The organism is Sphingomonas sp. ID0503, assembly GCF_048565625.1.
GTDB lineage: Bacteria > Pseudomonadota > Alphaproteobacteria > Sphingomonadales > Sphingomonadaceae > JBLZUR01.
Genome location: NZ_JBLZUR010000002.1, coordinates 1,164,898 through 1,189,900 on the forward strand (window position 1 = coordinate 1,164,898; position 25,003 = coordinate 1,189,900).

21 protein-coding genes and 3 pseudogenes are annotated in these 25,003 nt (G+C 66.9%); 19 read left to right on the top strand and 5 right to left on the bottom strand.

Features of this window, described 5'->3' with window-relative positions; genetic code table 11:
• Positions 1–12: 12 nt before the first annotated feature.
• From ACM608_RS06600 to ACM608_RS06610, 3 genes and pseudogenes are all read right to left on the bottom strand, one after another.
• Positions 13–1,071, bottom strand: a complete 1,059-nt coding sequence (locus ACM608_RS06600) for a phytase (protein WP_419682457.1) — start codon at positions 1,069–1,071, stop codon at positions 13–15.
• Positions 1,071–1,895, bottom strand: a complete 825-nt coding sequence (locus ACM608_RS06605) for a TonB-dependent receptor domain-containing protein (protein ID WP_419685114.1) — start codon at positions 1,893–1,895, stop codon at positions 1,071–1,073. Before ACM608_RS06605 ends, ACM608_RS06600 begins: the two co-directional genes overlap by 1 nt.
• A 1,414-nt stretch (positions 1,896–3,309) precedes the next feature.
• A pseudogene (locus ACM608_RS06610) lies at positions 3,310–4,077 on the bottom strand (carboxypeptidase regulatory-like domain-containing protein); the annotation flags it as partial.
• Between the two features lie 38 nt (positions 4,078–4,115).
• On the opposite strand from ACM608_RS06610, the gene ACM608_RS06615 reads away from it, so the two are divergent.
• The 4 genes from ACM608_RS06615 (at position 4,116) to ACM608_RS06630 (ending at position 9,081) form a co-directional block, all read left to right on the top strand.
• A complete protein-coding gene (locus ACM608_RS06615) occupies positions 4,116–4,910 on the top strand; it encodes a lytic transglycosylase domain-containing protein (protein WP_419682458.1) in 795 nt (264 codons plus the stop codon).
• A 3-nt stretch (positions 4,911–4,913) separates the two neighbouring features.
• The gene (gene flhA / locus ACM608_RS06620) at positions 4,914–7,001 is read left to right on the top strand and encodes a flagellar biosynthesis protein FlhA (RefSeq protein ID WP_419682460.1); all 2,088 of its coding nucleotides are present in this window, start codon (positions 4,914–4,916) and stop codon (positions 6,999–7,001) included.
• A 19-nt stretch (positions 7,002–7,020) separates the two neighbouring features.
• Positions 7,021–7,773: a sigma-70 family RNA polymerase sigma factor gene (locus tag ACM608_RS06625; protein WP_419682461.1), complete on the top strand. Its 753-nt coding sequence runs from the start codon at positions 7,021–7,023 to the stop codon at positions 7,771–7,773.
• A gap of 84 nt (positions 7,774–7,857) precedes the next feature.
• Positions 7,858–9,081: a hypothetical protein gene (locus tag ACM608_RS06630; RefSeq protein ID WP_419682462.1), complete on the top strand. Its 1,224-nt coding sequence runs from the start codon at positions 7,858–7,860 to the stop codon at positions 9,079–9,081.
• A gap of 246 nt (positions 9,082–9,327) precedes the next feature.
• On the opposite strand, the pseudogene ACM608_RS06635 reads toward ACM608_RS06630, so the two are convergent.
• Both ACM608_RS06635 and ACM608_RS06640 read right to left on the bottom strand, forming a co-directional pair.
• Positions 9,328–9,579, bottom strand: a pseudogene (locus ACM608_RS06635) (flagellin); the annotation flags it as partial.
• Between the two features lie 144 nt (positions 9,580–9,723).
• Positions 9,724–10,998 (bottom strand): annotated as a pseudogene (locus ACM608_RS06640) (flagellin hook IN motif-containing protein); the annotation flags it as partial.
• Positions 10,999–11,262: 264 nt separating this feature from the next.
• On the opposite strand from ACM608_RS06640, the gene ACM608_RS06645 reads away from it, so the two are divergent.
• The 15 genes from ACM608_RS06645 to fliR all read left to right on the top strand — a co-directional run bounded on the left by ACM608_RS06645 (position 11,263) and on the right by fliR (position 25,002).
• The gene (locus tag ACM608_RS06645; protein ID WP_419682463.1) at positions 11,263–12,534 is read left to right on the top strand and encodes a sigma-54 interaction domain-containing protein; all 1,272 of its coding nucleotides are present in this window, start codon (positions 11,263–11,265) and stop codon (positions 12,532–12,534) included.
• Positions 12,531–12,896 (top strand): flagellar hook-basal body complex protein FliE, encoded by a 366-nt coding sequence (gene fliE, locus ACM608_RS06650; protein ID WP_419682464.1) that lies wholly within the window; start codon positions 12,531–12,533, stop codon positions 12,894–12,896. Before ACM608_RS06645 ends, fliE begins: the two co-directional genes overlap by 4 nt.
• Positions 12,897–12,902: 6 nt before the next feature.
• The gene (fliF, locus tag ACM608_RS06655) at positions 12,903–14,648 is read left to right on the top strand and encodes a flagellar basal-body MS-ring/collar protein FliF (RefSeq protein ID WP_419682465.1); all 1,746 of its coding nucleotides are present in this window, start codon (positions 12,903–12,905) and stop codon (positions 14,646–14,648) included.
• A gap of 6 nt (positions 14,649–14,654) precedes the next feature.
• Entirely contained in the window at positions 14,655–15,668 is a 1,014-nt protein-coding gene (gene fliG, locus ACM608_RS06660) for a flagellar motor switch protein FliG (protein WP_419682466.1), read from the top strand.
• Complete coding sequence (locus tag ACM608_RS06665) at positions 15,661–16,467, top strand: FliH/SctL family protein (protein ID WP_419682467.1); 807 nt, start codon at positions 15,661–15,663, stop codon at positions 16,465–16,467. The genes fliG and ACM608_RS06665 overlap by 8 nt, the downstream gene beginning before the upstream one ends.
• Positions 16,468–16,537: 70 nt before the next feature.
• Positions 16,538–17,803: a FliI/YscN family ATPase gene (locus tag ACM608_RS06670; protein ID WP_419685115.1), complete on the top strand. Its 1,266-nt coding sequence runs from the start codon at positions 16,538–16,540 to the stop codon at positions 17,801–17,803.
• Position 17,804: 1 nt separating this feature from the next.
• Positions 17,805–18,245: a hypothetical protein gene (locus ACM608_RS06675; RefSeq protein ID WP_419682468.1), complete on the top strand. Its 441-nt coding sequence runs from the start codon at positions 17,805–17,807 to the stop codon at positions 18,243–18,245.
• A 26-nt stretch (positions 18,246–18,271) separates the two neighbouring features.
• On the top strand, positions 18,272–20,764 hold the full coding sequence (locus tag ACM608_RS06680; protein WP_419682469.1) for a flagellar hook-length control protein FliK: 2,493 nt from the start codon (positions 18,272–18,274) through the stop codon (positions 20,762–20,764).
• 20 nt (positions 20,765–20,784) lie between these two features.
• Entirely contained in the window at positions 20,785–21,417 is a 633-nt protein-coding gene (locus tag ACM608_RS06685; protein ID WP_419682470.1) for a flagellar basal body-associated FliL family protein, read from the top strand.
• Positions 21,418–21,423: 6 nt separating this feature from the next.
• Entirely contained in the window at positions 21,424–22,389 is a 966-nt protein-coding gene (locus tag ACM608_RS06690) for a flagellar motor switch protein FliM (protein WP_419682471.1), read from the top strand.
• Between the two features lies 1 nt (position 22,390).
• Positions 22,391–22,696, top strand: a complete 306-nt coding sequence (gene fliN / locus ACM608_RS06695; RefSeq protein ID WP_419682472.1) for a flagellar motor switch protein FliN — start codon at positions 22,391–22,393, stop codon at positions 22,694–22,696.
• Between the two features lie 18 nt (positions 22,697–22,714).
• A complete protein-coding gene (locus ACM608_RS06700; protein WP_419682473.1) occupies positions 22,715–22,984 on the top strand; it encodes a FliO/MopB family protein in 270 nt (89 codons plus the stop codon).
• Complete coding sequence (gene fliP / locus ACM608_RS06705) at positions 22,974–23,795, top strand: flagellar type III secretion system pore protein FliP (RefSeq protein ID WP_419682474.1); 822 nt, start codon at positions 22,974–22,976, stop codon at positions 23,793–23,795. The genes ACM608_RS06700 and fliP overlap by 11 nt, the downstream gene beginning before the upstream one ends.
• Positions 23,796–23,804: 9 nt before the next feature.
• Positions 23,805–24,074: a flagellar biosynthesis protein FliQ gene (fliQ, locus tag ACM608_RS06710; protein ID WP_419682475.1), complete on the top strand. Its 270-nt coding sequence runs from the start codon at positions 23,805–23,807 to the stop codon at positions 24,072–24,074.
• Positions 24,075–24,222: 148 nt separating this feature from the next.
• A complete protein-coding gene (fliR, locus tag ACM608_RS06715) occupies positions 24,223–25,002 on the top strand; it encodes a flagellar biosynthetic protein FliR (RefSeq protein ID WP_419682476.1) in 780 nt (259 codons plus the stop codon).
• Position 25,003: the final 1 nt, after the last annotated feature.

Genomic DNA, 25,003 nt, shown 5'->3' on the forward strand with positions numbered 1-25,003 from the left:
GAGGGTACTCCGTTACTTCAGCCCGAACAGGGCGATCACATCCGCCCAGCTGGCGTATTTGAAGTTCTGGGTGGAAGGAAAATTGTCGCCGTCCTGAACCACCAGAAGGCCATTCGGGAAGGCGGGACCGAAATCGCCGAGGGCGAGTTCGAGGCCGTCCGTCTCGCTGGTGCCGTCCACGCCGGCATTATCGGCGATGCGGAAGCGGCCGACATACGCATCGTCTTCCAACCGGTAGAGGACATAGGCGTTGTCGCCCTGGCTGGAGGCGACCAGATAGCCGCCCTTGTCGCCCGCGGGCGCGAGCGCGAGGCCTTCGACGTCATCATAGAGCCTGTCGCCGTCCACCCTGGCGATGGTGGTCGGCGTGTTCGGGGCCGACGGGTCGGCCCCGACCTTCCACAGACCGAGGTCTTCCTCCGCCACGTAGAGGATGCCGGTGCGATCATCGACCACGCAGCCTTCGGACTGCGTGCCGAATTTGACCTGGCGGACGAGCTTGCCCGTGGGCGTAGGGCCGGAGGCGTCGATCTGGACCTGATCGACGCGGCCGTCCTTCATCACGACGAAGCCGAACAGCGCCTTGTCCGCCTTTCGCGTCCACAGGCACATGCCGTAGGCCTCACCCGGGCCGACCGGGAGCGCGCCGATCGGCACGGCCTTGGCGGCGGTGGTGTCGAGCCGGAAGAGCGCGATCCTGGCATTCGCGATGTCGGCCCGGTCGCTGGCGGCGACGAGGACGCCCGGCGCGCCGTTGATCGTGACGCCGTCGCGCAGGTCGACATTGTTCAGGCGCGGGGAGGGTGTGAAGCCGCGCCGCTTGCCGTCCAGGCCATAGACGTGGAGCCCGGCCTTCTTGTCGGTGCCGATAACCAGGCTTTGCGCCGGATCGGCGGCGTTGCGCCAGATCGCGGGATCGTCGGCGGCGTCATCCACGGTTTCGACCGGGTCGGTCTCCACCCTCGCTTGGACGGTCGGCGCGGGTTTGAGGACGACGGGCGGCTGGGCCTGCGTGGTCGCGCAGCCCCCCAGGACGGGGAGGAGCGCGGCGAGGGGAAGGGCGGCCTTCATCAGAAGTTCGCCTTTACGCCGAACTTGGCGGTGTAGCTGTACTTCTCGAACTGCAGAAGGCGGCGGCCGACGGCGTGGTTCTGATAGGCGACGTACTTCGCGTTGTTGATGTTCACCCATTCCGCGAAGAGCTGCACACCCTGGTAGACGCGGAGCTTGGCCGAGGCGTCAAGCTGGAAGTGCTTGCGCACGTAGCGGTCGAGTTCGGGATCGTCGCCCAGTTCGTCGAGGTACTTGTCGCGGAAGGTGCCCGCGACACGCAGGCTGACCGGCCCCTTTTCGTAGCCGAGCGCCACGTTGAACGTGTGCCTGGACGAGTTCAGGAGCGGGATGTCGCGCATACCGCTGTCTTCGGTGGGCACCTTACCGTCGGCGTCGGTGTAGGTGTAGTTCACGTTTGCAAGCAGGCCGTCGAAGGGAGCCGGCAGCATCCGGAACGACTGCGAATAGCCGATTTCGAACCCCTTGATCGTGGCGTCTTCCCCGCTGTTGAAGCGGACGAGCGCCTCGTCATAGGCGAAGCCGTTATAGGAATAGTCTTCGAGGTTCTGCTCGACGATGTAGTCCTTGATGTTCTTGTAGAAGAACCCGCTTTGCAGCACGCTGGCGGAGGCGAAGTACCATTCCGCGCCGGCATCCAGGTTCCACGCCTTGTAGGGCTTCAGGTTGGGATTGCCGATCTCGACCTCGCTGTCGTCGCCGTCACGTTCGGCAAGTACGCGCGGCGCGAGCTGGCCGATGCTGGGGCGGACGAGGCTCTTGAAGCCGCCGAGACGCAGGACGAGATTGTCGGTCGCCTCGTAGCGGATGAGGGCCGACGGCAGCCAGGTGGTGTAGCTGCGCTTGGAGCGGGTCGGGTTCGATGAAGACGGTGTCCTCGTCCAGTTCGACGCCGTCCACCTCGGTGCCTTCGGCCGCGAGCGTCACGAAGTTGCCCTTGAGGTCGTTCTTGGTGTGCTCGACGCGGACGCCGGCGATGAGGCGCAGCGGACCCGCTTCGTAGCGGCCCATCAGGTAACCGGCGTAGATGTCCTCGCCGACCTTGTAGTCGGCGCCGGCCGACCCGACGGCGGTGTCGACCGGGTTCTGCTCGAAGCCGCTGAGGTTGCTGTTGATGAAGTTGCGCTCGCCGCGTTTCTTCACGACGGAGCCCATGTCGATCAGGCGGTAGGTCTGCTTGCCGAGCACGTCGGCGAGGGTGAAGTCGCCGTCGAAGCCGTCGAACACGTCCAGCGTGAGATCGTAGTTCTTCTGGCGGAGGCGGGCCTTGCCGCCCGCCTGGATGGTGAAGGTGCCCTGATCGAGCGGGATGGCATAGGCCGCGTCAGCGCGGAAGTTCCACTCGCGGTCGGTCGACTTGGAGAGGGTGGTCCGCTCGACCTTGTCGAACTCGTACTCGGAGGGATCGTTGAAGCCGGCGGCACCGGGGCCGGAGACCGCGAAGGTCGGCAGCTTGTAATTGCCGTAGTTGAAGTCGGCGAACATCTCGTCCCCGTCCACCGTACCATCGGCAGCGGTGGTCGTCTCCGCATCGCGGCGGAATACGATCGGGTCGATCGATCCCTTCTCGATCTCCTCGGCGCGCGACCAGGCGGCGGCGTATTTCAGAGTCAGGGGGCCAGAGACGGTCTCGCCGCCGATCTGGTAGGACTGGATCTTCTGCACCTCGAAGCGGTCCTTCAGGTCGCGCTCGACGCGGATGTTGCCCTCGGCGTCGTCCTCGCCCTCGTCAGGCGCGTCCTGGACGTTCGTGAAGCGGCCATTGCCGAGATAATTGGCGTCCCCGAGATCGAAGACGAGGCGGCGGCGGTCCTCCTGGTCGGAGAAACGGTTGTAGATGCCCTTGGCGTAGAGCTTGGTCGAAGGGGCGGGGCGCCAGTCAAGCGAGAGCGAGCCACCGGTGCGCAGGCGGCGCACGTCGTAGTCGCGGTACTCGACGGACTCGCCGAAGCCCTCGTCGTTATAGTCGTCGATCTCGATATTGTCGGTCTCGAAGCGGCGCTTGTAGTAGCTGGCACCGCCCGCAATGCCGAAATTGTCAGTGATCTTGGTCGAGAAATCGACGCTGCCCTTCGGCGTCACGGCGTCGGCGTAGTTGTTGTACGAGCCTTCGAGCGAGACGCCGAGCAGGTCCTTCTTGCGATCGAAGGCGCTGGTGGTGTTGATCTCGATCGAGGCGCCGATGGTGTCGGCGTCCATGTCCGGGGTCAGCGACTTCTTAACCTCGATCGATTCGATCAGGTCGGAGGAGACGACGTCGAGCGCGACCGAGCGGGTGTCCGCCTCCGGCGCGGGGATGCGGACGCCGTTGATCGAGGCGGCGTTGAGCGACGGATCGAGACCGCGCACCGCGATGAAGCGACCCTCGCCCTGGTCGTTCAGGACGTTGATGCCGGGCAGGCGGCGGATGGATTCGGCGACGTTCTGATCGGGGAACTGCCCGATCGCGTCACGGGTGAGGACGCTTTCGACGCCATCGGCGGCGCGTTGACGGGAGAGGGTGCTGGACTGATTGGCGCGCTGGCCGAGGACAAGGATGCTGTCGTCGCCGCCGACCGCCGCGAGAGCGAGGCTGGTGGTGACCACGCCGTCGGCGGGCGCGTCGACCGTCCGAGAGAGCGGCTGGGCGCCCGAATAGGTGGCGGTCACGGTGTAGCGGCCGGCGGGCACGTCGGAGAAGCGGAAGCTGCCGTCGCCCTGCGCCTCGACGCTGCGGCCGAGCTCGACGATGCGGACCTGCGCGCCTTCCAGCGCGCGGGTGCCGGTGGCGTCGACGACGGTGCCGGTGATGTCCGCGGCGAGCGCCGGAAAAGCAGTGGCCGACAAAAGAGCGGCTAAAGCTGCGCGGCGCGCAGCCGTTCTGTAGGACAGCATGACGTTCCCCCTGATCTTGGATCTTGTGTGAGGGGGCCGTTGCCGTAGCGAACCGACAGGCGCGTTACGATTGCATGTCAGATCTGTGACAATGACAGGCGCTGCCGAATGGCACGCGCCTTGCTTTGTCATGCTCGAACGGCCCGCATGGGCGCTGACGAGCAGGACTGATGACGGCGTTTATCCAGTTTCCAACTTCGAGCACCGACGGCGTCCGCAATGCGATTGCGAATGCCAGCCGGAAGACCGGCGTCGATTTCAGCTACCTTCTCGGCCAGGCGAATATCGAGAGCGGGCTGCGGCCGGACGCCAAGGCGGCGACCTCTTCCGCGACCGGCCTGTTCCAGTTCGTGGACCAGAGCTGGCTGGCGGTGATGTCGCAGCACGGGCAAGCGAACGGCCTCGGCTGGGCCTCCAACGCGATCCAGCAGACCTCCGGCGGGCGCTATTACGTCGCCGATCCGGCGATGCGGCAGCAGATCATGAACCTGCGCAAGGACCCGGAAACCTGCTCGATCATGGCGGCGGAACATGCCGCCGACAACAAGGCGGCAGTGGAGGGGTGCCTCGGCCGGACGGCGACCGGCACCGACCTCTATATCTGTCACTTTCTTGGCCAGAAGGGCGGGCAGAAGTTCCTGTCGGCGATGCAGAACAACGCCGGCGCCACCGCCGCCAGCCTGTTCCCGGCGGCGGGGCGGGCCAATCGCAACGTGTTCTACAACAAGGACGGCAGCGCGAAGACGCTGGCGCAGGTCTACGACCGCTTTGCGGGCAAGCTGGGGCAGGGGGCGGCAAGCAGCGGCAATTCCTTGCCGGGCGGCAACGGCCGCATGGACACGGCAACGCTGAACCGCCTTCAGCTCGCCCGCATGAACCCGGGGCAGGGCCAGAACAGCTTCCTGCGTCCCTCGCCGGACAATGCGCGCACCGCCTACCTCATGCTTGCGAACCTGGGAGCCTAAGCGATGAACAAGTTCGCCCGTAACGGTAAGATGGCGGCGCTGCCCGGCGCGATCCTGCTGGTCGTCCTCCTGATGGTCGTGCCGATCCCGGCGTTCATGCTGGACGTGTTCTTCGTGCTGAACATCGTCATCAGCCTGGCGGTGCTGATGGTGGCGCTGAATGCCGAGAAGCCGCTCGACTTCTCGTCCTTTCCGACCGTGCTGCTCTTCGCCACCTTGCTCCGGCTGGCTCTCAACGTCGCGTCGACCCGCGTCGTGCTGGTCCACGGGCATGAGGGCGAGGCGGCGGCGGGCCATGTCATCGAGGCGTTCGGCAACTTCCTGATCGGCGGCGACTATGTCGTCGGCATCTTCGTCTTCGCGATTTTGATGATCATCAACCTGATCGTCATCACCAAGGGCGCGGGCCGCGTGTCGGAGGTGTCGGCGCGCTTCACCCTGGACGCGCTGCCCGGCAAGCAGATGGCGATCGACGCCGATCTGAACGCCGGCCTGATGACCCCGGCCGAGGCGAAGGCGCGCCGCGTCGAGGTGTCGACCGAGGCGGACTTCTACGGTTCGATGGACGGTTCGTCCAAGTTCGTGAAGGGCGACGCGGTCGCGGCGCTCCTGATCCTGGCGATCAACGTCGTCGGCGGCCTGATCCTCGGCACCGTCTCTCACAAGCTGAGCCTCGGCGAGGCGGCGAAGACCTACACGCTGCTTGCCATCGGCGACGCGCTGGTCGCGCAGATCCCGGCGCTGATGCTGTCCATCGCCGCCGCCGCGATCGTCACCCGCGTTTCCTCCAGCCTCGACCTTGCCGGCCAGATCGGCAGCCAGTTCGCCTCGACCCGCACCTGGGCGCCGGTCGCTGCGATCATGGGCATCCTCGCGATGCTGCCGGGAATGCCGCACATCGTGCTCGGCACCTTTGCCGCCGGCGCGGGCTTCATCGCCTGGAAGCTGAAGGGTGCCCCCGCCAAGGCCGCTGCCGCCGCCGCCGAGACCAAGGCGCAGGAAGAGGCGGCTGCGCAGCCGGCGCATGACGAGAGCCGCATCGACTGGGACGAGGTCTCCGACCACATGCAGGTCGGCCTGCAGATCGGTTACGGCCTGGTGCCGCTGGTGGACGAGCGCGCGGGTGCGCCGCTGATGAAGCGGATCACCGGCATCCGCCGCCAGCTGTCCAAGGATCTTGGCTTCGTCGTGCCGCAGGTGCGCGTCCGCGACGACATCAATCTCGCCCCCTATGCCTATCGTGTCATCGTCGGCGGCGTGGTGGTCGGCGAGGACCAGGTCTCGCCGGACGAGATGATGGCGCTGGACACCGGTCAGGTCGTGGGTTCGGTCGAAGGTGTTCCGGCGCGCGACCCGACCTTCGGGCTGGAGGCTCTCTGGATCAGCCGCGCCGATCAGGACGCCGCGACCGCCGCCGGCTACATGGTGGTGGACTCGGGCACCGTCATCGCGACGCACCTGAACCACCTGCTCGGCCAGCATGCCGCCGAGCTGCTCGGCCCGGACGAGACGCAGAAGCTGCTCGACCAGTTGAAGGAAAGCTCGGCGGCTCTGGCGGGTGCGCTCTGCCCGCAGCCGCTGACGCTCACCACGCTGACGCAGGTGCTGCGCGCGCTCCTCGCCGAGAACATTTCGATCAAGGAGTTCCGCCGCATCGCCGCCGCCCTTGCCGTCGCCGCGCAGCGCACGGTGGATGCCGAGGAGCTGGTCGAGCTGATCCGGCCGGAGCTGGGCAGCCTGATCATCCAGAAGCTCTGCGGCGTGCACGAGCCCCTGCGCGTGATGACGCTGGAAGGCGGGCTGGAGCAGATCCTGGGCAACGCCGCCCGTTCCGACCCGTCGCACCGCCATGTCATCGAGCCGAACCTCGCGCGACGCATCATCGACGCGATGACCACCGCCGCGCAGCCGCAGATGGAGCGCGCGCAGCCCTTCGCACTCGTGGTGCAGCCGGCGATCCGCCAGTCTATGCGCAAGCTGATGAAGACTTGCCTGCCGGACACGCCGGTCCTCAGCTTCTTCGAAGTGCCGGACGGCAAGCCCGTCGAAGTCGTCGCCGTGATCGGCGCCCCCGAAGCCCTCGCGGCCTAAGCCTCAGGAAAGCAAGACAATGGCCTTTCACGCAGCCATCGACACCAGCGACGCCACCCCGGTGGTCTACACCCGCGTCGGCACGCCCAAGCCGGGGCCGGAGCAGCTGATCCGGGACAATATGAAGCTGGTGCGGCGCATCGCCTGGCATGTCCACGGCAGCGTCTCCTCCGCGATCGAGGTGGAGGATCTCTGCCAGATCGGGCTGGTCGCCCTGATCGAGGCGGCCTCGAGCTTCGAGGATCGGGGCCAAGTGACGTTCCAGCAGTATCTGAACACCCGCATCCGGGGCGCGATGATCGACCAGCTGCGCAAGCAGGCGACCGAGACGCGCGGGGCGATGCGGCGCCGGCGCGAGTACCAGAAGGCGGCGAGCGACCTGTCCGCCGAGCTGGGGCGGCGGGCGAAGGAGGAGGAGATCGCCGGGCGGCTGGGCGTCACGCCCGAGAAGCTGGCGCAGAGCTATGCGGGCGGGCAGTCGGTGCGGCTGGAGTCGATCGACAGCGTGTACGACGACGAAAGCCCCTGGTTCGTCAGCGACGACCTCAATGCCGAGGAATTGCTGGCACAGGGCGAACTGCGCCAGGTGCTGATCGAGGCGATCACCGACCTGTCCGAGAAGGAGCAGATGGTGGTGCAGCTGTACTATGTCGAGGAGCTGAACCTGGAGGAGATCGGGCAGGTTCTGGGCGTGGGCGCGGCGCGGGTGTGCCAGATCAAGAAGGCGGCGCACGACAAACTGCGCGCGGCGGTGAAGGCGCGGACGGAGTAGGGGGCAGGCGGAGCGTTCGCGAGGCGGTAGACGAAAGGAGCCGGATTGGCATAGGCGGTCCACGCTGGCGGCGGGGGAGTGTCTGTGGTCGATGCTGAGGCGATAGCGCTTGCGAACGAGCACGCCAGGCTGCGCGTCCGGCAGGAGATCACGGCGACCGGGCGGCCGCTGCGCGTCGCCTTCCTGGTCAATGATCGCACGAAGTGGAACGGGGATACCCTGCTCGCCGAATTGCGGCGTCATTCCGATATCGATGCGCGCCTGTTCGTCACGCTGACCCATCGCGACAAGACCCCTGCGGCGCGAAATACCAATTACGCCGAGGAATTGGCGTTCTTCCGCAAGATCGATCCTCTGGCGGTCGCATTGTACGACCCGGTCAAGAAGAAACGGGCGTTCCACAAGCGAGATCTGGACGTGGTGTTCTATCAGCAGCCCTGGGGCATGAAGGCGGTGCCATCCCATATGCTGGGCCGGAGCCTCGGCGTCAGCATGCATTACGGATACGCAATTTACAGCGACTTCGACGCGGAATACACCATCCCGACTTTTCACCCGTATATCTGGAGGTTCCTGGCGCAGAACGACGTTCATCGCGCCGTGCACCTGAGGCACGATCCGGAGGCGGCGGATCGCATCTTGGTGACCGGTTATCCGAAGCTGGACGCCTATTACGGCCGGCCGCCGAGCGCCGAGGCATGGCCCCACCCGGAGCGCGCCGGACCGCGCGTTATCTACGCCCCGCACCACGCGTTGAAGAACGAGATGCTGCGCATCGCGACCTTCGACTGGAATTACGACCTGATGTACCGGCTTGCCGCGGGATCAGGCGAGGTCGACTGGATCTACAAGCCGCATGGCCGGTTGAAGTACACGGTGCCGGCTAACGGCGTGATGTCGCTAGCGGAGTACGAGGCCTATGAGGCCAGCTGGAACGCCCTGGGTAATGCCCGAGTGTACAGGGACGGCGATTACTTCGACATCTTCCGGACATCGACGGCGCTGATCACCGAAGGGGCGTCGTTCCTGGGTGAGTATATGCCCACGGAAATGCCGATCATCTGGCTGAAGGCGGAGCATCCGGCCGTGACCTTCAACGCAGTGGGCGCGGACTTCGCGCAGACGTTCTACCCTGTCCATGATCGAGCCGAACTCGCCGCGACGTTCGAGGCGGTGGTGCTGCGCGGGGAGGATCCCAAGAAGGACTTGCGTCGCGAAGTCGCGGCGCGGCATTTCGGACGGAAGTCGCCGGTCGCGCCGTCGATCGTCGACATGCTCCGGCGCGAACTGATCCCGCCCGCGAGCTAGCCGTTCAGGACGGACCGATACCCACCGGAAATCGAATGCGTGGGGGAGGGCGTGCTGGCGCTTCGATGGGCTCCGCGCGAACGGGGCGGGGTGTCCGTGGGCGGGGCGCTTCGCAACCGAAAACCCCCGGCCTCTCTTGCGAGAGACCGGGGGTTCCCGGGGCAGAAGCCTGATCAGCCGTGAAACCCACCAGGCTTCACTGGAGACCTCACGCCCCGGACGGTCCCCCGCCCGGGACGATCGGTCTTAGCGCAGCAGGCTCATCACGTTCTGCGAGCTCTGGTTCGCCTGAGCGAGCATCGCCGTCGCTGCCTGGCTCAGGATCTGGGCCTTGGCGAGGTTGGTGGTCTCGGTCGAGAAGTCGGCGTCCTGGATCCGCGAGCGGGCGTCCGACAGGTTGGTGTTGACGGTCGTCAGGTTGCTGACCGTGCTCTCGAGGCGGTTCTGGACCGCACCGAGGTCACCACGGCTGACCGTGATGGAGCCGAGCGCCTTGTCGATCGCGGTGAGGGCCGAGGCCGCCGCGGTCTGGCTGGAGATGTCCAGCTTCGACGTCATGTTCTCCGAACCGCCCTGTGCCGAGAAGCCGATCTTGGCCGCACCGGTGCCTTCGACGCGGACTTCGCCGCCGTTGGTGGAGGTGAGGACCAGCTTCGAACCGCTGACCGTGGCCTTGACGCCCGACTGGTCGGTCTTGGCGTTGATCGCGGCGGCCTTGTCGGCGGCGCTGTCGGACGCCGAGACGCCGATCTTCGTGCCGTTCAGGACCAGCTCACCGTCGGTCAGCGCGGCAGCGGTCACGTCCTGGCCGGTGAAGGTGACACCGTCCGTGATGTTGAAGCCGAGCTTCTGAGCGGTCGCGACTTCCGTATCCTCGACGGTGCCGTCGGCATCGGCGTCGGAAGCGGTCAGCTTGATCGCCTTGCCCGAGGTGCTCTGCAGCGAGACATAGCCCTGGTAGGACGTGGCCGCATCCGGGAAGCCGTTGTTGGCGAGGGTGCCGTCGGTCTTGATGGTGGAACCGTCGCTGTTCGACAGGGTGACCGTGTTGTCCTTGTTGAGGACCGCAGTCACGCCGGCGGCCGACTTGTTGATGTTGGCGACGAGGCCTTCGAGGCTGTCGGCACCCTTGATCGACACGTCGTTGATCTTCAGATCCGCGTCTTCGAACGAGGTCTTGGTGATCTTGGCCGAGGTGACGCTGTTGGTCGCCGTCGCGGTGACGCCGGTCTTCGCGCTGTTCGAGTTGATCGCAGCGGCGAGCGTCTTGGCGAAGTCCTTGGTCTGACCCGAGGGGATCGCCGCGTCGAACGCGTTGACGCCGTTGATCTGGACCGCGGACGCCGTGACGGACGAGATGTCGGTGACGCGGCCGGAAACGAGCTGGCCGTCCTTGCCGCCGGCGGTGAGGCCGAGCGCGTTGGTCGACACGTCGCCGAGAGCGAGCGAGACGTTGTCACCCGCGTTCACGCCGGTCTGCAGCTTGATGTCCTTGGCGGAACCGTCGAGCAGCTTGATGCCGTTGAAGTTGGCGGTCTTCGCGACGTTGTTGATTTCCGACAGCAGCTGATCGGTTTCGGTCTGAAGGGCGGTGCGGTCTTCGTTGGACAGCGTGCCGTTCGAGGACTGAACCGCCAGCTCGCGCATGCGCTGCAGCATGTTGGTGACTTCGCCCATCGCGCCTTCGGCCGTCTGCATCATCGAGATGCCGTCGTTGGCGTTCTGGATCGCGACCGTGTAGCCCTTGATCTGGCTGGTCATGCGCGTGGAGATGGCGAGGCCCGCCGCGTCGTCCTTCGCGCTGTTGATACGCGAACCGGTCGACAGGCGCTCCATCGCCGTCGAGAGAGCGGATTCGGCCTTCTTGGCCCCCGCCTGGGCGCGCATCGCCGCAATGTTAGTTCCGATGACAGTCATGTCTGGTCTCCAAGTTTTCCCCGGCGGCTTGGGCTCCGAAGCGAACCCCGACGAGCCTTCGCCGACGAACCAGACAACGGCCGCAAATCGACGGGCTTAACCACGGCCGATCACTTTTTTCGGATCGGGGGCGGAAACGTGCCTGTTTTCCGTGACTTCGAAAAAATCACGCTATTCCGCAGGCTTGGGAGTTTAAAGCCTTCTTAACCATCGATGGTGCAAAACCTGTTCATGAGGATGAACGAGCCGGTCAGGAATTGCGCCATGACGACGATCCACTTCAGCGACAAGGCGATGGCCGAGCAGCCCATCCTGATGTCCTGGCTGCGGGGTTCGGGCGTCCAGCTGCGCCAGGGCGGCAAGGCCGACACGCGGAACGACGCCAAGTTCGTCGTGACCCAGGGCGAGGCCCTGCCGGCACCGCGTCGCACCGTCGTGATCGGCAACGGTGCCGATCGCTTCGTCATCCCCGCGACCGACGATGCGCCCGCCGAGATCTCCTTCGGCCATGAGGACGCGATCTTCGGCCACGCCTTTACCGCCGAGCTGCTGCGCGCCGAGGGTGCACCGACCGCTGCCGACCCCGCGACCATGGCGCTGTTCCAGCTGGCCGAGCGCGTCGCGGGCAGTGACGTCTCCGTGCTGATCAACGGCCCGACCGGCACCGGCAAGGAAGTGCTGGCCCGCCACATCCACAACAGCTCGCCCCGCCGCAACGGCCCGTTCATCGCGGTCAACTGCGCCGCGCTGCCCGAGACGATGCTTGAGGCGCTGCTCTTCGGTCATACCAAGGGCGCGTTCACCGGTGCTGCCGGCGCTGCCGAAGGTTTCTTCCGCGCGGCGAACGGCGGCACGCTCCTCCTCGACGAGATCGCGGAGATGCCGCTGGGCCTGCAGGCCAAGCTGCTCCGCGCGCTGCAGGAGCGGGAAGTGGTGCCGCTGGGCGCCACCAAGGCCGAGCCGATCGACGTTCGCATCGTCGCCTGCGCCAACCGCGACCTGCCGCTGGAGATCGAGGAAGGCCGCTTCCGCGCCGACCTCTACTACCGTCTGTCGGTCTTCCCACTGCAGACCCAGCCGCTTTGCGAGCGTCGCCAGGACATCGCCGCGCTGACCGCCGCTATGATCCTGCGCCACGTCGGCAACCGCCGCCCGGTGCCGTTCCCGACGCTCGACGCCTTGAACGCGTTGCAGGCGCATGACTGGCCTGGCAATGTCCGCGAGCTGGAGAACGTGATCCAGCGCGCGCTGCTCCTCGCCCCCGGCGACCGGATCGAGCGCAGCCATCTGGTGTTCGACATGACCGGCCGCCGCCAGGTGCAGGCCGCGCCGGCGCCGATCGGCCTCAGCGGCGCGGCACCGCTCGGCAAGGTGGTGCAGCTTTCCGAGTTCGCGGCGATCCGCGAGACGCTGGCGGCGTGCGGCGGCAGCCGGATCGAGACCGCCCGCCGCCTCGGCATCTCCGAGCGGACGCTGCGCTACCGCCTCGCCAAGGCCCGCGACGAGGGTGAAGTCCTCGACGTGAGGTCGGCATGAGCGGGATCGGCGGGGTCGGCGGGATCGACGCCAACCGCATCATGTCGATGCGGGCGCAGATCCTGGAGCGCAACCAGGCGCTCAGCAAGGCGGCCGAGGTCGGCGCGCCCGCTGAGACGACCACCAGCACCTCCAAGGCGGGCGGCGGCTTCGGCGACGCGCTCAAGGACGCGCTGAAGTCCGTCAACGAGACGCAGAATGCCGCGGGCCGCGTGTCCGACTCCTATGAGCGCGGGGAGAATGTCGACGTCGCTCAGGTCATGCTGTCGCGCCAGAAGGCGTCGATCAGCTTTGAGGCGACCCTCCAGGTCCGAAACAAGCTCCTGTCCGCGTACAAGGACATCATGAGCATGCCGGTGTAAGGTGATATGAGCGAGAACACTCTTCCGGCGCCTGCTGGCGCAGTCCTCCCCGCCGAACTCCCGAACCCGCTGGCGCGCCTGTCGGGTCCGTTCGCGCAGGTCAAGAACGTGATGGGCCAGCCGGCCGTCAAGAAGGCGCTGCCGATGATCGGCCTGGTGCTGATGGTGGCGCTCGCCGCAATCGCGTGGAGCGTGCTGCGCACCCCGCCGCAGCGGACGCTGTATCAGGGCTTGGGCGATGCCGATAAGGCGGCGATCAGCGAGGCGCTGACGGGTGCGGGGATCAAGAGCAGCTTCGACAATAACGGCACCTTGACCGTCAACGAGGACGATTTCTACAAGGCGCGCATGACGCTGGCGGCTCAGGGTCTGCCGAAGAGCGAGCCGGGTGGATACCAGATCCTCGACCAGCTCCCCCTCGGCGTCAGCCGCGCGGTGGAGGGCGAGCGCCTGCGCCAAGCGCGCGAGACCGAGCTGGCCCGTTCGATCCAGGAGATCGAGGCCGTGGCCGAGGCGCGCGTCCACCTCGCGACCCCGGAACAGTCCGTGTTCCTGCGCGACAATGCACAGCCCTCCGCCTCCGTCGTTCTCCGACTGAACGCCGGGCGTTCGCTCAGCCAGGATCAGGTGCGTTCGATCGTCAACCTCGTCGCCTCCTCCGTGCCGGGCATGAAGCCCGATGCCGTGACGGTGGTCGATCAGGCGGGCGAGCTGCTGACCAAGGATGGTGCGGCGGGTGGCGACAGCGCCGGCGACAAGCGCATCGAGTTCCAGCGCAAGCTGGAGGACAAGTACCGCCAGCAGCTTATCACCCTGCTGACCCCGCTGGTCGGCGCGGGCAACTTTACTGCCGAGGTGCAGGCCGATGTCGACCTGGACGAGACCCAGGCGACCCGCGAGAGCTATGACAAGGAGGGTGCCGCCCTCCGCGCCGAGCAGGGCCAGTGGACCGCGACCGACGCCAACAATGGCGAGAACGCCGGCGGAATTCCGGGTGCGCTGTCCAACACGCCGCCTGCCGCCGCCACGGTGCAGCCGGGTGCGCCCGGCCAGCCGCCGGCCAACGCCGCCGAGGCCGCCGCCCAGCCGAACCCGACCAAGCAGAACGACAGCTTTACCCGCAGCTTCGAACTGGGCAAGGAAGTCTCCGTCACCAAGGCGACGCCGGGTTCGGTCAAGCGCCTGTCGGTCGCGGTGGTCCTGCGCGAAGCGGCCGGTGCCAAGAAGCGCACCCCTGCCGAGGTCGAGCAGATCACCCAGCTGATCCGTGCGGCGACCGGCTTCACCCAGCAGCGCGGCGATGTCGTCAGCGTCATCTCCCGCCCGTTCGACGGGGCGGCTGCCGACGAGGCCAGTGCCAAGTGGTACGAGGCGAGCTGGCTGCCGATGGTGGTGCGCAATGCCACCGCCCTGGTGATCGCGCTCCTCGTCCTCTTCATCGGGGTGAAGCCGCTGGTCGGCATGATGACCAAGAAGCAGGCCGCCGCCGCCAAGGCCGCTGCCGAGCCGGTCGATGCCGAGGGCCGCGCCCTGCCGACGCCGGACGGTGCCGCCGCCGAGGGGAATGACGAGCAGGCCGCCGCCGACGCCGCCTTCGCCGCCCGCAAGGCCGCCGCCCGCTCCGCCGGGTCGAGCCTGGAAATGTTGGACAGCGCACGGAGCTATGACGACAAGGTTGCGTTGGTCCGTGAGTTCACCCGCGAAGACCCGACGCGCGCCGCGCTCGCCGTCAAAGAAATGATCCGGAGCTAGAACGACATGGCGATGGAACCCCCGGCCCGTGGCTTTACCGGCGCAGAGCGCGCCGCCGTCTTGATGATGCTGGTCGGCGAGGAGGAGGCGGCCGCCATCCTCCAGAAGCTGGAGCCCGATGAGGTCCAGCAGCTCGGCAAGGCGATGTTCGCGGTGGCAGACGTCGGCGAGGACCAGGTCTCCGTCGTGCTGGACGATTTCGTCAGCAAGGCGCGTGAGCAGACGGCGATCGGCTTCAACCGCCGCCCGCAGATCGAGCGGGTAATGACCAACGCGCTCGGCGCCGACAAGGCGGAGAGTGTGCTCGCCCGCATCGCGCCGCCGGAGGTGACGTCCGACATCGACCTGCTGAACTGGCTGCAGCCGAAGGAGATCGCCAAGCTGATCGAGCGGGAGAACCCGCAGATCGCGGCCGTGCTGATCGCCAATCTCGACAGCGGGCTTGCCGCCGACGTCCTCCAACTGCTGCCCGAGGCCGTGCAGCCGGACATCGTGCATCGTGTGGCGAAGCTCGGCCCGGTGACACCGGCCGCGCTGGAGATGCTGAAGAGCGTGCTGTCCGAGCGCCTCGCGCCGGGGCAGACGCAATCGACGATCACGCTTGGCGGCGCGAAGGAAGCCGCCAAGATCATGAACAACACGCGCAAGGCGACCGAGCAGCGCGTTATCACCAAGCTGCAGAAGGTCGACCGCGAGACCGCCAAGGCGATCGAGGACGAGATGTTCATCTTCGATCACCTGATGGCGCTGGACGACAAGTCGATGGGTACGCTGCTGCGCGGTGTCGAGGCGGACCTGCTGATCGTCGCCCTGAAGGGCGTGGACGAATACAAGCGCGAGAAGATGCTCCGCTGCATGTCGGCGCGCGCCGCCGATTCCATCCGCGACGAGATGGAGGCCAAGGGGCCGGTGCGGATGAGCGAAGTGCTGGAGGCGCAGCGCGGGATCCTGGTGATCGCCCGCAACCTCGCCAAGGAAGGCACCATCATGATGGGTTCGGGCGACGACGACTATGTCTAAGGAAGGCTGGACCGCCGATTTCGCGGCGGCTGTTGCGGGCGCGGTGTCGCCGAAGTCGTTCGTGCCGCAGGGCGATGCCGGTGCGTTCGTCGCGGGTGCGCCCTTCGCGGTGCCGGTGACGGAGGAGGCGTTCGGCCGCCTGCTGGAGGCGCGTCGCCAGAGCTTTGCGCCGCAGCCTGCTGCGTGGACGCGGCCCGCGGCGAGCGACGGTTTCACGCCGGGCTTCGCCGGTGCGCCTGCCGCGCCCTTCGTGGCGCCCGCCGTGGCTGAGCCGGTGATCGAGATCGTGGAAGAGATCGTGCCGGAGGTGATCGAGCCGCCGGTGCCGCAGTTCGACGAGGCCGAGGTCTATGCCGCCGGCTTCGCCGAGGGCGAGCGGGTGGCGCGCGAGGCCTATGAGGCGTCCACCGACGCCTGCGCCAAGATGATCGCGGGCCTGGCGGGCGCGACCGGGTTCGACCGCGCCGCACTTTCCGAGCGGTTGCGGAACACGGTGCTGGCGCTGGTGCAGCAGGTGGTCGGCGAGTGCGGAGTGTCGCCCGCGCTGCTGAGCCAGCGGATCGATCGCGCGATCGGGATGCTGGCGGATGTGACCGAGCCGGCACGCCTGTTCCTGCACCCGGACGATCTGGCGATGCTGGACGGCAGCCTGCCGGGCAACGTCGCGAGCGTTGGGGATGAGAAGATGAGCCGCGGCAGCTTCCGGCTTGAGACGCTGACCGCCGAGGTCGAGGACGGCCCGGCGATGTGGCTGGATCAGTTGACTGCCGCGCTCGACACCGTCGCCCTTCCGGAGTGATCCGCGCCTTATGATCACCGAGCACGCCAGCGCCGTCCTCGACCGGCTCGCCCAGACGCCGATCCAGCTGATGCCGAAGATGACGGCGCGGCTGTCGTCCTTCGACGGACTGCTGATGGAGGCGGTGGGCCTCGCCATGCCGATCGGCATGATCTGCGAGGTGGATACGGCGGACGGCGGCAAGATCCAGGCGGAGGTCATCGGCTTCCGCAATGGCCGCACGATCATGATGAACCTGGGCGGCCAGGCGCCGTTGCTGCCGCGCGCCGCCGTGCGCCCGATGGGGTCGCCGGGTGCGGCCGAAGTGGGCGAAGCGATGCTGGGGCGCGTGGTCGACGGGACGGGCGCGCCGATCGACGGGCTCGGCCCGATCCGGGGTGCGGCGCGTTGGCCGCTCGCCGGCAAGATGCAGAACCCGCTGGATCGCGGCCGCGTGCTGGAGCCGCTGGATGTCGGCGTGCGCGCGATCAACGGGCTGCTGACGATCGGGCAAGGGCAGCGCATCGGCATCATGGCGGGATCTGGCGTCGGCAAGTCCGTGCTGCTGGGCATGATGGTGCGCGCGACCAACGCCGACGTCGTGGTCGTCGGCCTGATCGGCGAGCGCAGCCGCGAGGTGACCGATTTTCTTGAGACCAAGCTGCCGGGCGAGGCGCGGGCCAAGGCGGTGGTGGTCGCGGTGCCGGCGAACCATTCGCCGGTGCTGCGTATCCGAGGCGCAATGCGCGCGACAGCGATCGCCGAGGCGTTCCGCGACGAGGGCAAGCGCGTGCTGCTGATCATCGACAGCCTGACGCGCGTTGCCCATGCGGGTCGCGAGATCGGGCTGGCGCTGGGCGAGCCGGCATCGGCGCGCGGCTATCCGCCGTCCGCCATTGCCATGCTGCCGAACCTGATCGAGCGGGCAGGGGCGGATGTGAACACCGGCGGGTCGATCACCGCGATCTACACCGTGCTGGCGGATGGCGACGACGGGTCCGACCCGGTGGTCGATTCGGCGCGCGCGATCCTCGATGGGCATATCGTCCTGTCGCGCAGCCTGGCCGAGCGGGGCATCTATCCGGCGATCGACGTGGGACCTTCGGTCAGCCGCGTGATGAGCGATATCGTGGTGCCGGAACACGCCAAGGCCGCGCGCAAGCTGCGCCGCCACCTCGCCACTTATGAAGAGAACCGCGACCTCATCCTCATGGGCGCATACCGGCACGGCACCGATCCGGAGATCGACAGCGCGATCGCCCATCATGGGGCGGTGATGAATTACGTCCAGCAATCGCCCGAGGACAAGGTGAGCCTGGATACGGCGGTCGGTGAACTCGTCGCGGTGTTCGGCTGAGATGCGCGATCCCAAGCGCCTCGGCCGGTTGCTGCGCGTCCGCGAGGTGCAGCGCGACATCGCGCAGGCGCAGGAAAGCCAGGCGCGCGGGCAACTCGCCACCGCCGAGCAGCTGGTGCAGCGGATCGACCAGCTGGTCGCCGATCAGGCGCCGTCGGAGGGGTTCGCCCATGCGCTGACGCTGGCAGCGGGGGCGGTTTATCGGACACGCCTGACCGACTCGCGCGTGAACGCGCAGGGGCGCGTGTTCAACGCAGAGCGTGCCGTGGAGATGAAGGTCGAGGCGACCAAGTCGGCGCGGCGCGACCATAACGCGATGGAAAAGCTGGTCGAGCGCGCGAAGAAGCAGCTGGCCATGCAGGAGATGCGCAAGCTCTCCGACGAGATGCCGAGCGGACGGGCTGGCACGAAGCTTGCGAAAGAGGAAGCTGGCCGGGGCTGACGATGCGCCCCGCATAAGGGGCAGGCATGGACGTCACCAGCGTTTCGATCGGTATCACTGGCAAGACGAGCGGATCGGCCGCCGCGCCCGGCGGAGGCGGGGAGGCGTTCGGCGGCCTGTTTGCGGCCCTGGGCGAGCAGGTTGCCGTTGAGGGGGAGACCCCGTCCGTTACGATCCCCGATGTTCCTCTGAGCGGTGCGGCCGTGCGGCAGGTGCTTGCCGATGGCGGCAAGATCCTGCCGCCCGACGATCCCACCGCGATCCTGGCGCTGTTCAGTCCGCAGCCTCCTGCGAGTGTGGAGGACGGCGAGGCCCTGCCGGCGGCAAAAGCGCCAAGGCCGACGACGCATGGTCCTGCCGTCTTGCTTCCCGCCGACATCGCCGAAGATGCGGAGCCGGTTGCTGCCTCGCAAACGGAAGAGGCGAAGACCGCCGAGGCGAAACCCGCACCCACCACCCGGAAATCTGTCGAGCCGCAGCCTCTTGTGCAGAATGCGCTCGTGCCGATCGAGCCGAAGATAGCCGCGCCCAGCCCTGAGCAGGAGCGGCCGCCGGTAACCTTAGCGTCCAAGGGCAAGGGTGCTGTCGATCCGATCCGGCCGGTGCGGGAACAGGGCGCCGCTGTTCTGGCTCCGGCAGGTGTGTCGGCACCGCAGGCCGCCGACAAACCTCGCTCGGCGACTTCGCCGTCACCCGCCACAGTCCTGATCGCGCCAAAGGAAGGCGCGCCTGATCTCGATCGTGCGGCGATGCCGCTGCCGCGCAAGGGCGAAGGTGCGGTCGATCCGATCCGGTCCGTGCCGGACCAGAGCACTGCTGCCCCAGCTCCGGTCAAGGTATCGACACCACAAAACGCCGGTAAGCCCACCCCGGTGGCGCCACCACCGAGCAACAAGGTTGCTCCTGCGCCCGAGCGCGCTGAGGTTGTGGGGACACCATCGCCCACGCTAGCCCTGAACCAGCGTAAGGTGGCCGCGCCTGATCGCGGACGCGGAGAGGTGCCGCTGCCGCCAAGGGGCAAGGGTGCGGTCGATCCGATCCGGTCCGTGCCGGACCAGAGCACTGCTGCCCCAGCTCCGGTCGAGGTATCGACACCACAAAACGCCGGCAAGCCCACCCCGGTGGCGCCACCACCGAGCAACAAGGTTTCTCCTGCGCCCGAGCACGCTGAGGTTGTGGGGACACCATCGCCCACGCCAGCCCTGAACCAGCGTAAGGTGGCCGCGCCCGATCGCGGACGCGGAGAGGTGCCGCTGCCGCCAAGGGCCAAGGGTGCGGTCGATCCGATCCGGCCCTTGCCGCACCAGAGCGCCGCGGTTCCGGCTCAAGCGGATGGCGCTGCTCCGCAGGCTCCTGATGACCGATCGGCGCCGACGCAGTCTTCCGCTGTCATGATCGAGCCTATGGTGGTCACGCCTGGTCTTGATCGCGAAGCGCCCGCGGTGACTTCGCCGCAGAAGGGCAAGGGCGCTGTCGACCCGATCAGGCCGCTCCTCGTCGGCGCAACGGACATTATTCCGCAAGAGCCTGTAAGCGAAGTTCCCATCGTAGTACGACCGGCGGGCGACGAGGTGACTGTGAGCCTGCCAGCGCAGCCGCCATATGCGGCAGTTCAGCCGACGACGGAGCGAGCGCTGGGGCTGCAACGTGTAGCCGTAGCGGCTCCGGTACAGACCGGACCAGTCTTGCAGCCTCAACCTACTCCGGCTTTGGTAATGCCTGAGCGCGTGCCCGAGGTGATGACCTTCACCAAGCCTTCGGTCGCCACGCCCGAACTGCCGCGTCTGCGGGACGCGCTGGTTGGGGGGAAGGCCGGGGGGAGTGTGACGCCGGCGGCGAACATGGACATTCAGGCGCGCTTCGCGGCGGCTTCGGTGGTGCAGCCGCCGCCGATGCCAATCGGCGTGCAGATCAACGGGGCGACTCTGGCGTCGCTCGCGGCGGCGGGGGCGATCGTGCGCAATCCTGCCGATGATCCGCCGCCTGCCGACGTGTCCGGCGATGCGATCGCGGCGCTGGCGGGAGTGACGCAGGCTCAGCCGGTCGGTCCTGCAGCGGTGTCAACTCCAGGTCAGGCCGTGGTCGATACCAGCCAGCAGGACTGGATGACGGCAATGATCGACCGGATCAGCGAGATGCAGGGGGCGGATGGATCGAAGGAGACGCGAATCCGCCTGCTGCCCGACGCTCTGGGCGCGATCGACATCTCCTTCCATCAGAAGGATGGCGAGATGCGGGTCTCGTTCAACGCGGAGAACCCGCATGCCCGCGCGCTCCTCGCCGAACATGCTTCAAGGCTTCAGGAGATGGCGGATCAACGCGGTCTTAAGCTTAATGAGGCACAAGCCGGCGGAAATGGTCCTGCCCCCAACATGGGTGGTGAGGCCTGGAGCCGGCAGCAGCAGAACCAGCAGCAGCAACGGCTCGCCGAGAACCCGGCCTCCCGAGCGCGCGCGACGCGTGAGGAGCCGGCCGATGCGCCCGAGCCCGCCCGCGCGCCCCGCGAGCGACTCGCCTGACACGAGACGGAGACTGAGCGATGAGTGAAGAGAAGCCGGCCGGCGAGGCCAAGAAGAAAAAGGGCGGCATGGGGAAGATCCTCATGCTGGGTGGCGGCGTGGTGCTGGTGCTGGGCGCCGGCATCGGCGGCGGCATCTATGCGACCCAGTCCGGCATCGTCGGCGGCGGCGCGCATGCAGCGCCCATTGAGGACCCGAACATCCCCAAGCTCGTCAAGAAGGGCGAGGGGCATGAGGAGGAAGCGGCCGAGGGTGGCGAAGGCGGCGGCCATGGCGGGGGCGAAGGCGAAGGTGATTCGGGCGGCAAGGCCGAAGGCACCGAGGGCGGCGAGAAGTACGAGTCGACCTACTACACGATGGAAAAAGAATTCACGTCGAACCTGCGCGACAGCCCGCACTTCGTCCAGATCGGCCTGTCACTGTCGACGCATTACGACAAGCGCGTGATCGGCAACGTCAAGAACAACGATATCCCGCTGCGTTCGGCCATCCTGATGACGCTGTCCAACGCAACCGAGGACCAGGTCTTCACTCAGGAGGGCAAGGAGCAGCTGGCGGAGCAGATCCGTAAGGCGATCAACACGACGCTGGAGAAGAAAGCGGGCTTCGGCGGGATTGGTAACGTCTATTTTACCAACTTCATTGTTCAATAGGTAACGATGACAGACGCCCTCCTCCGTGACGCGCCAGGCGTGGCCTTTGCCGAGCCCGATGATTCGGTGCTCGGCGCGGGTCCGCGTGCGCGCCATGCCGAGGTGCTGGGCTCCGGCAAGCTTTCGACGCTGGGCGATCTTCACTCTCTGCAGCAGCTCTGCGACAGACAGGCCAAGCTGATGCGCGACGTGTTCGAGCCGCTTCTGCGCCGCCAGCCGCGCGTGGTGGCGGAGCCGCTAAGGGTCGAATCGTTCGGGAACTACGTCGCCTGCCTGCCGCAGGGGCTGATCAGCCTGAACCTGCTGCGCATGGCACCGCTGACCGGCAACGCGCTGGTGGTGATGGACGCGGGCTTCGTCCTGTCGGTGGTGGACCTTTTCTTCGGCGGATCGGGCGCGGTGCCCAACGCATTGCCGCCCGAGTTCACGGGTGCCGAAGAGGCGATCGCCAAGCGCGCGGTGAGCGAGATCGCCGACATGCTGACGCGCAGCTGGGTCGAGCTGGCCGAGGTCAGCTTCGCGCCGTTCGCCCGCGAATCGAACGTGAAGATGCTGAGCCATCTCGACGCCGACGACTCGGTGGTCATCACGCGCTTCGAGCTGACGACGGCGGGCGGGCAGATGACGCATGTCGACATCGTCTATCCGGTGATGGCGCTGAAGCCCCTCGCCCCGGTGCTGGGTGCCAAGGTGCAGTCGAAGCGGGGCGGCGGCGATCCGAAGTGGAAGCATGAGCTGACCCGCGCCGTGATGCAGGTGCCGCTGTCGGTCCGCACCGTGCTGGCCGAGCCGGTCGTGCCGCTCTCCATGCTGATGGACCTGAAGCCCGGCGACATCATCCCCATCGAGTTCGGGCAGGAGATCCCGATCATCGTAAGCAACAACCGCTTCGCCACCGGCACCGTCGGCCAGGCGAACGGCCGGACCGCGCTCCGGCTAGAGCGGCTCGAAACCGTGAAAGACGAGGAATAAGATGAGCGACATGAGCAATCCGCCGTTCCCGATGGAAGCCGCGGGCGCCGCCAATCTCCGCCTGCTTCAGGACGTGGACGTAAAGCTGACGGTCGAGATCGGATCGACCTCGCTCAAACTGCGCGAGCTGCTCAGCCTTGGTGAGGCGAGCGTGGTCGAACTCGACCGGCAGGCGAATGAGTTGCTCGACGTGCTGGTCAATGGCACGCTAATCGGGCGCGGCGAGGTGGTCACGATCGGCGACCGCTTCGGTATTCGCATCACCGAGCTGGCCGACCCGCGCGGAAGGGCTGTCAGCCCGGCCTGAGGAAGGCAAAAGGGTGGCATGATCGGGACGTATCTCCTCAAGCTCGCGATCACGCTGCCCATCGTCATCGGTTTGATGATCGGTTGCCTGTACCTCTGGCGTAAATTGCAGAGCCGGTTGCCAGGGCAGACGGGCACGCGCAGCCTGGCGGTGCGCGAGACGATGATGGTGTCGCCGGGGCTTCGCCTCGCGGTGCTGGAGTTCGAGGGACGGCGGTTGCTGGTCTCCGTCGGGCGCGGTGGGGTGAACCTGATCGACAAGATCGAGACGCCGACCCATGTCGAATAGGGTCGGGGCGCGGCCGTTCCCCAAGGCTCCTGCCTTTGCAGGAGCACTGTTGCTCCTCCTCCTGCTGTTCCTCGCGTTTCCCGCCTTCGCGCAGACCGCGCCGGTGACACCCGCGCCCGCGTCGCCCGTAACCGGGGCGCTCGATCGTACGCTGAACCAGCTGACCGGCCAGGGTCAGGCGCCGATGGCGCTGTCGCTGCAGGTGCTCATCATCATGAGCCTGCTGACGATCCTGCCGTCGCTGATCCTGATGATGACGAGCTTCACCCGGATAATCATCGTGCTGTCGATTCTGCGGCAGGCGCTGGGATTGCAGCAGACGCCACCCAATCAGGTGCTGATCGGGCTTTCGCTGTTCCTGTCGCTGTTCGTGATGGCGCCGACGCTGACGCGGGTAAACGAGATAGCGCTGAAGCCGTATAATGCCGGCCAGATCGACAGCGGGACGGCGATCACCCGCGCGGCCGACCCGATGCGGGCGTTCATGACGCGGCAGACGCGGATCAAGGACATCAACATGTTCGCGGGGATCGCCCGGTCTGGGCCTTACGCGACCCCCAAGGACATTCCGATGTCGGTGCTGCTGCCGTCCTTCATCACCTCCGAATTGAAGACGGCGTTCCAGATCGGGTTCCTGATCTTCCTGCCGTTCATCGTCATCGATCTGGTGGTGGCCTCGGTGCTGATGGCGCTCGGCATGATGATGCTGTCGCCGAACATCATCTCCCTGCCGTTCAAGCTGTTGCTGTTTGTCCTCGTCGATGGCTGGGCGCTGACGATGGGCAGCCTCGCCAATAGTTTCGCGACCTAAGGGCGGGCGGTGGACCAGTCCTACTTCCTCGGCGTGGCGCAGGAGGCGATGTTCGTCCTCGCGCTTGCTGCCGCGCCGATCCTGATCCCGGCGCTGATCGCGGGCGTGCTGCTCGGCATGGTGCAGGCGGCGACCTCGATCAACGAGCAGACCCTGTCCTTCGTCCCCAAGCTGATCGTGGTGATGGTGGCGATCATCATTTTTGGGGGGATGATCATGGGGCTGCTGTCAGACTTCATCGTGCGGATCTTCGAGCGGATTCCGGATGTGGTGAAGTGAGGGTTCCACGATCCTCCCCGGCACGGGGAGGGGGACCATGCGGAGCATGGTGGAGGGGGCGCTTAACAAGCGACCCGCTCACCCGCTGACGCCCCCCTCCGTCACCGCTTCGCGGCGCCACCTCCCCGTGCCGGGGAGGATGTTCTAGATGCTCGGCTTGGGCGTACCCGATGTCGAGCCGATGCTGTGGACGCTCATCTTCGTGATGGTGCGGGTGGGGGCGGCGTTTACGGCGGCGCCGGTGTTCGGGGCGGTTGGCGTGCCGGTGCAGGTGCGCATCATCCTGGCCGGGGCAATCGCGGTGTTGGTGCTGAACGCCGCGCAGGTGCAGCCGCCGACGGTGATCTTCTCGCTGACCACCATGCTCGCGGTGGTACAGGAGGCGCTGGTGGGCCTTGCCCTCGGCTTCGTCGTGCAGATCGCCTTTGCGGCACCGCTGCTGGCAGGCGAGGCGATCTCCGGGTCGATGGGCCTGAATTTCGCCGCGACGGTCGATCCGATGAGCGGGGCGGGGACGCAGGCGATCGGGCAATTCCTGTCGATCATCATGATCCTGCTGTTCCTCGCCATCGACGGGCATCTGGTGCTGACCGACCTCGTAGTGCGCAGTTACCAGGTGCTGCCGCCGGGGCAGGGATGGCTGTCACCGAACGTGGTTAAGAACATCGCAACCTTTGGCGGCTACGCGTTCCTGGCGGGCTTCCTTTTGGCCCTTCCGGTGGGATTCACGTTGCTCTGCCTTAACCTCGTCGTCGGTATGATGTCGCGTTCGGCGCCCTCGCTGAACCTGTTCGCGGTGGGCCTGCCGGCCAGCCTCGTCGTCGGCATCGTGACGGTGGCCGTCGCCTTTCCGGCGATGGGCGAGTTCATGGGCGGCGTGGTGCGGGAAGGGTTGAACGCGGCGGCCAGGCTGGTCTTCGGAGGCTAAG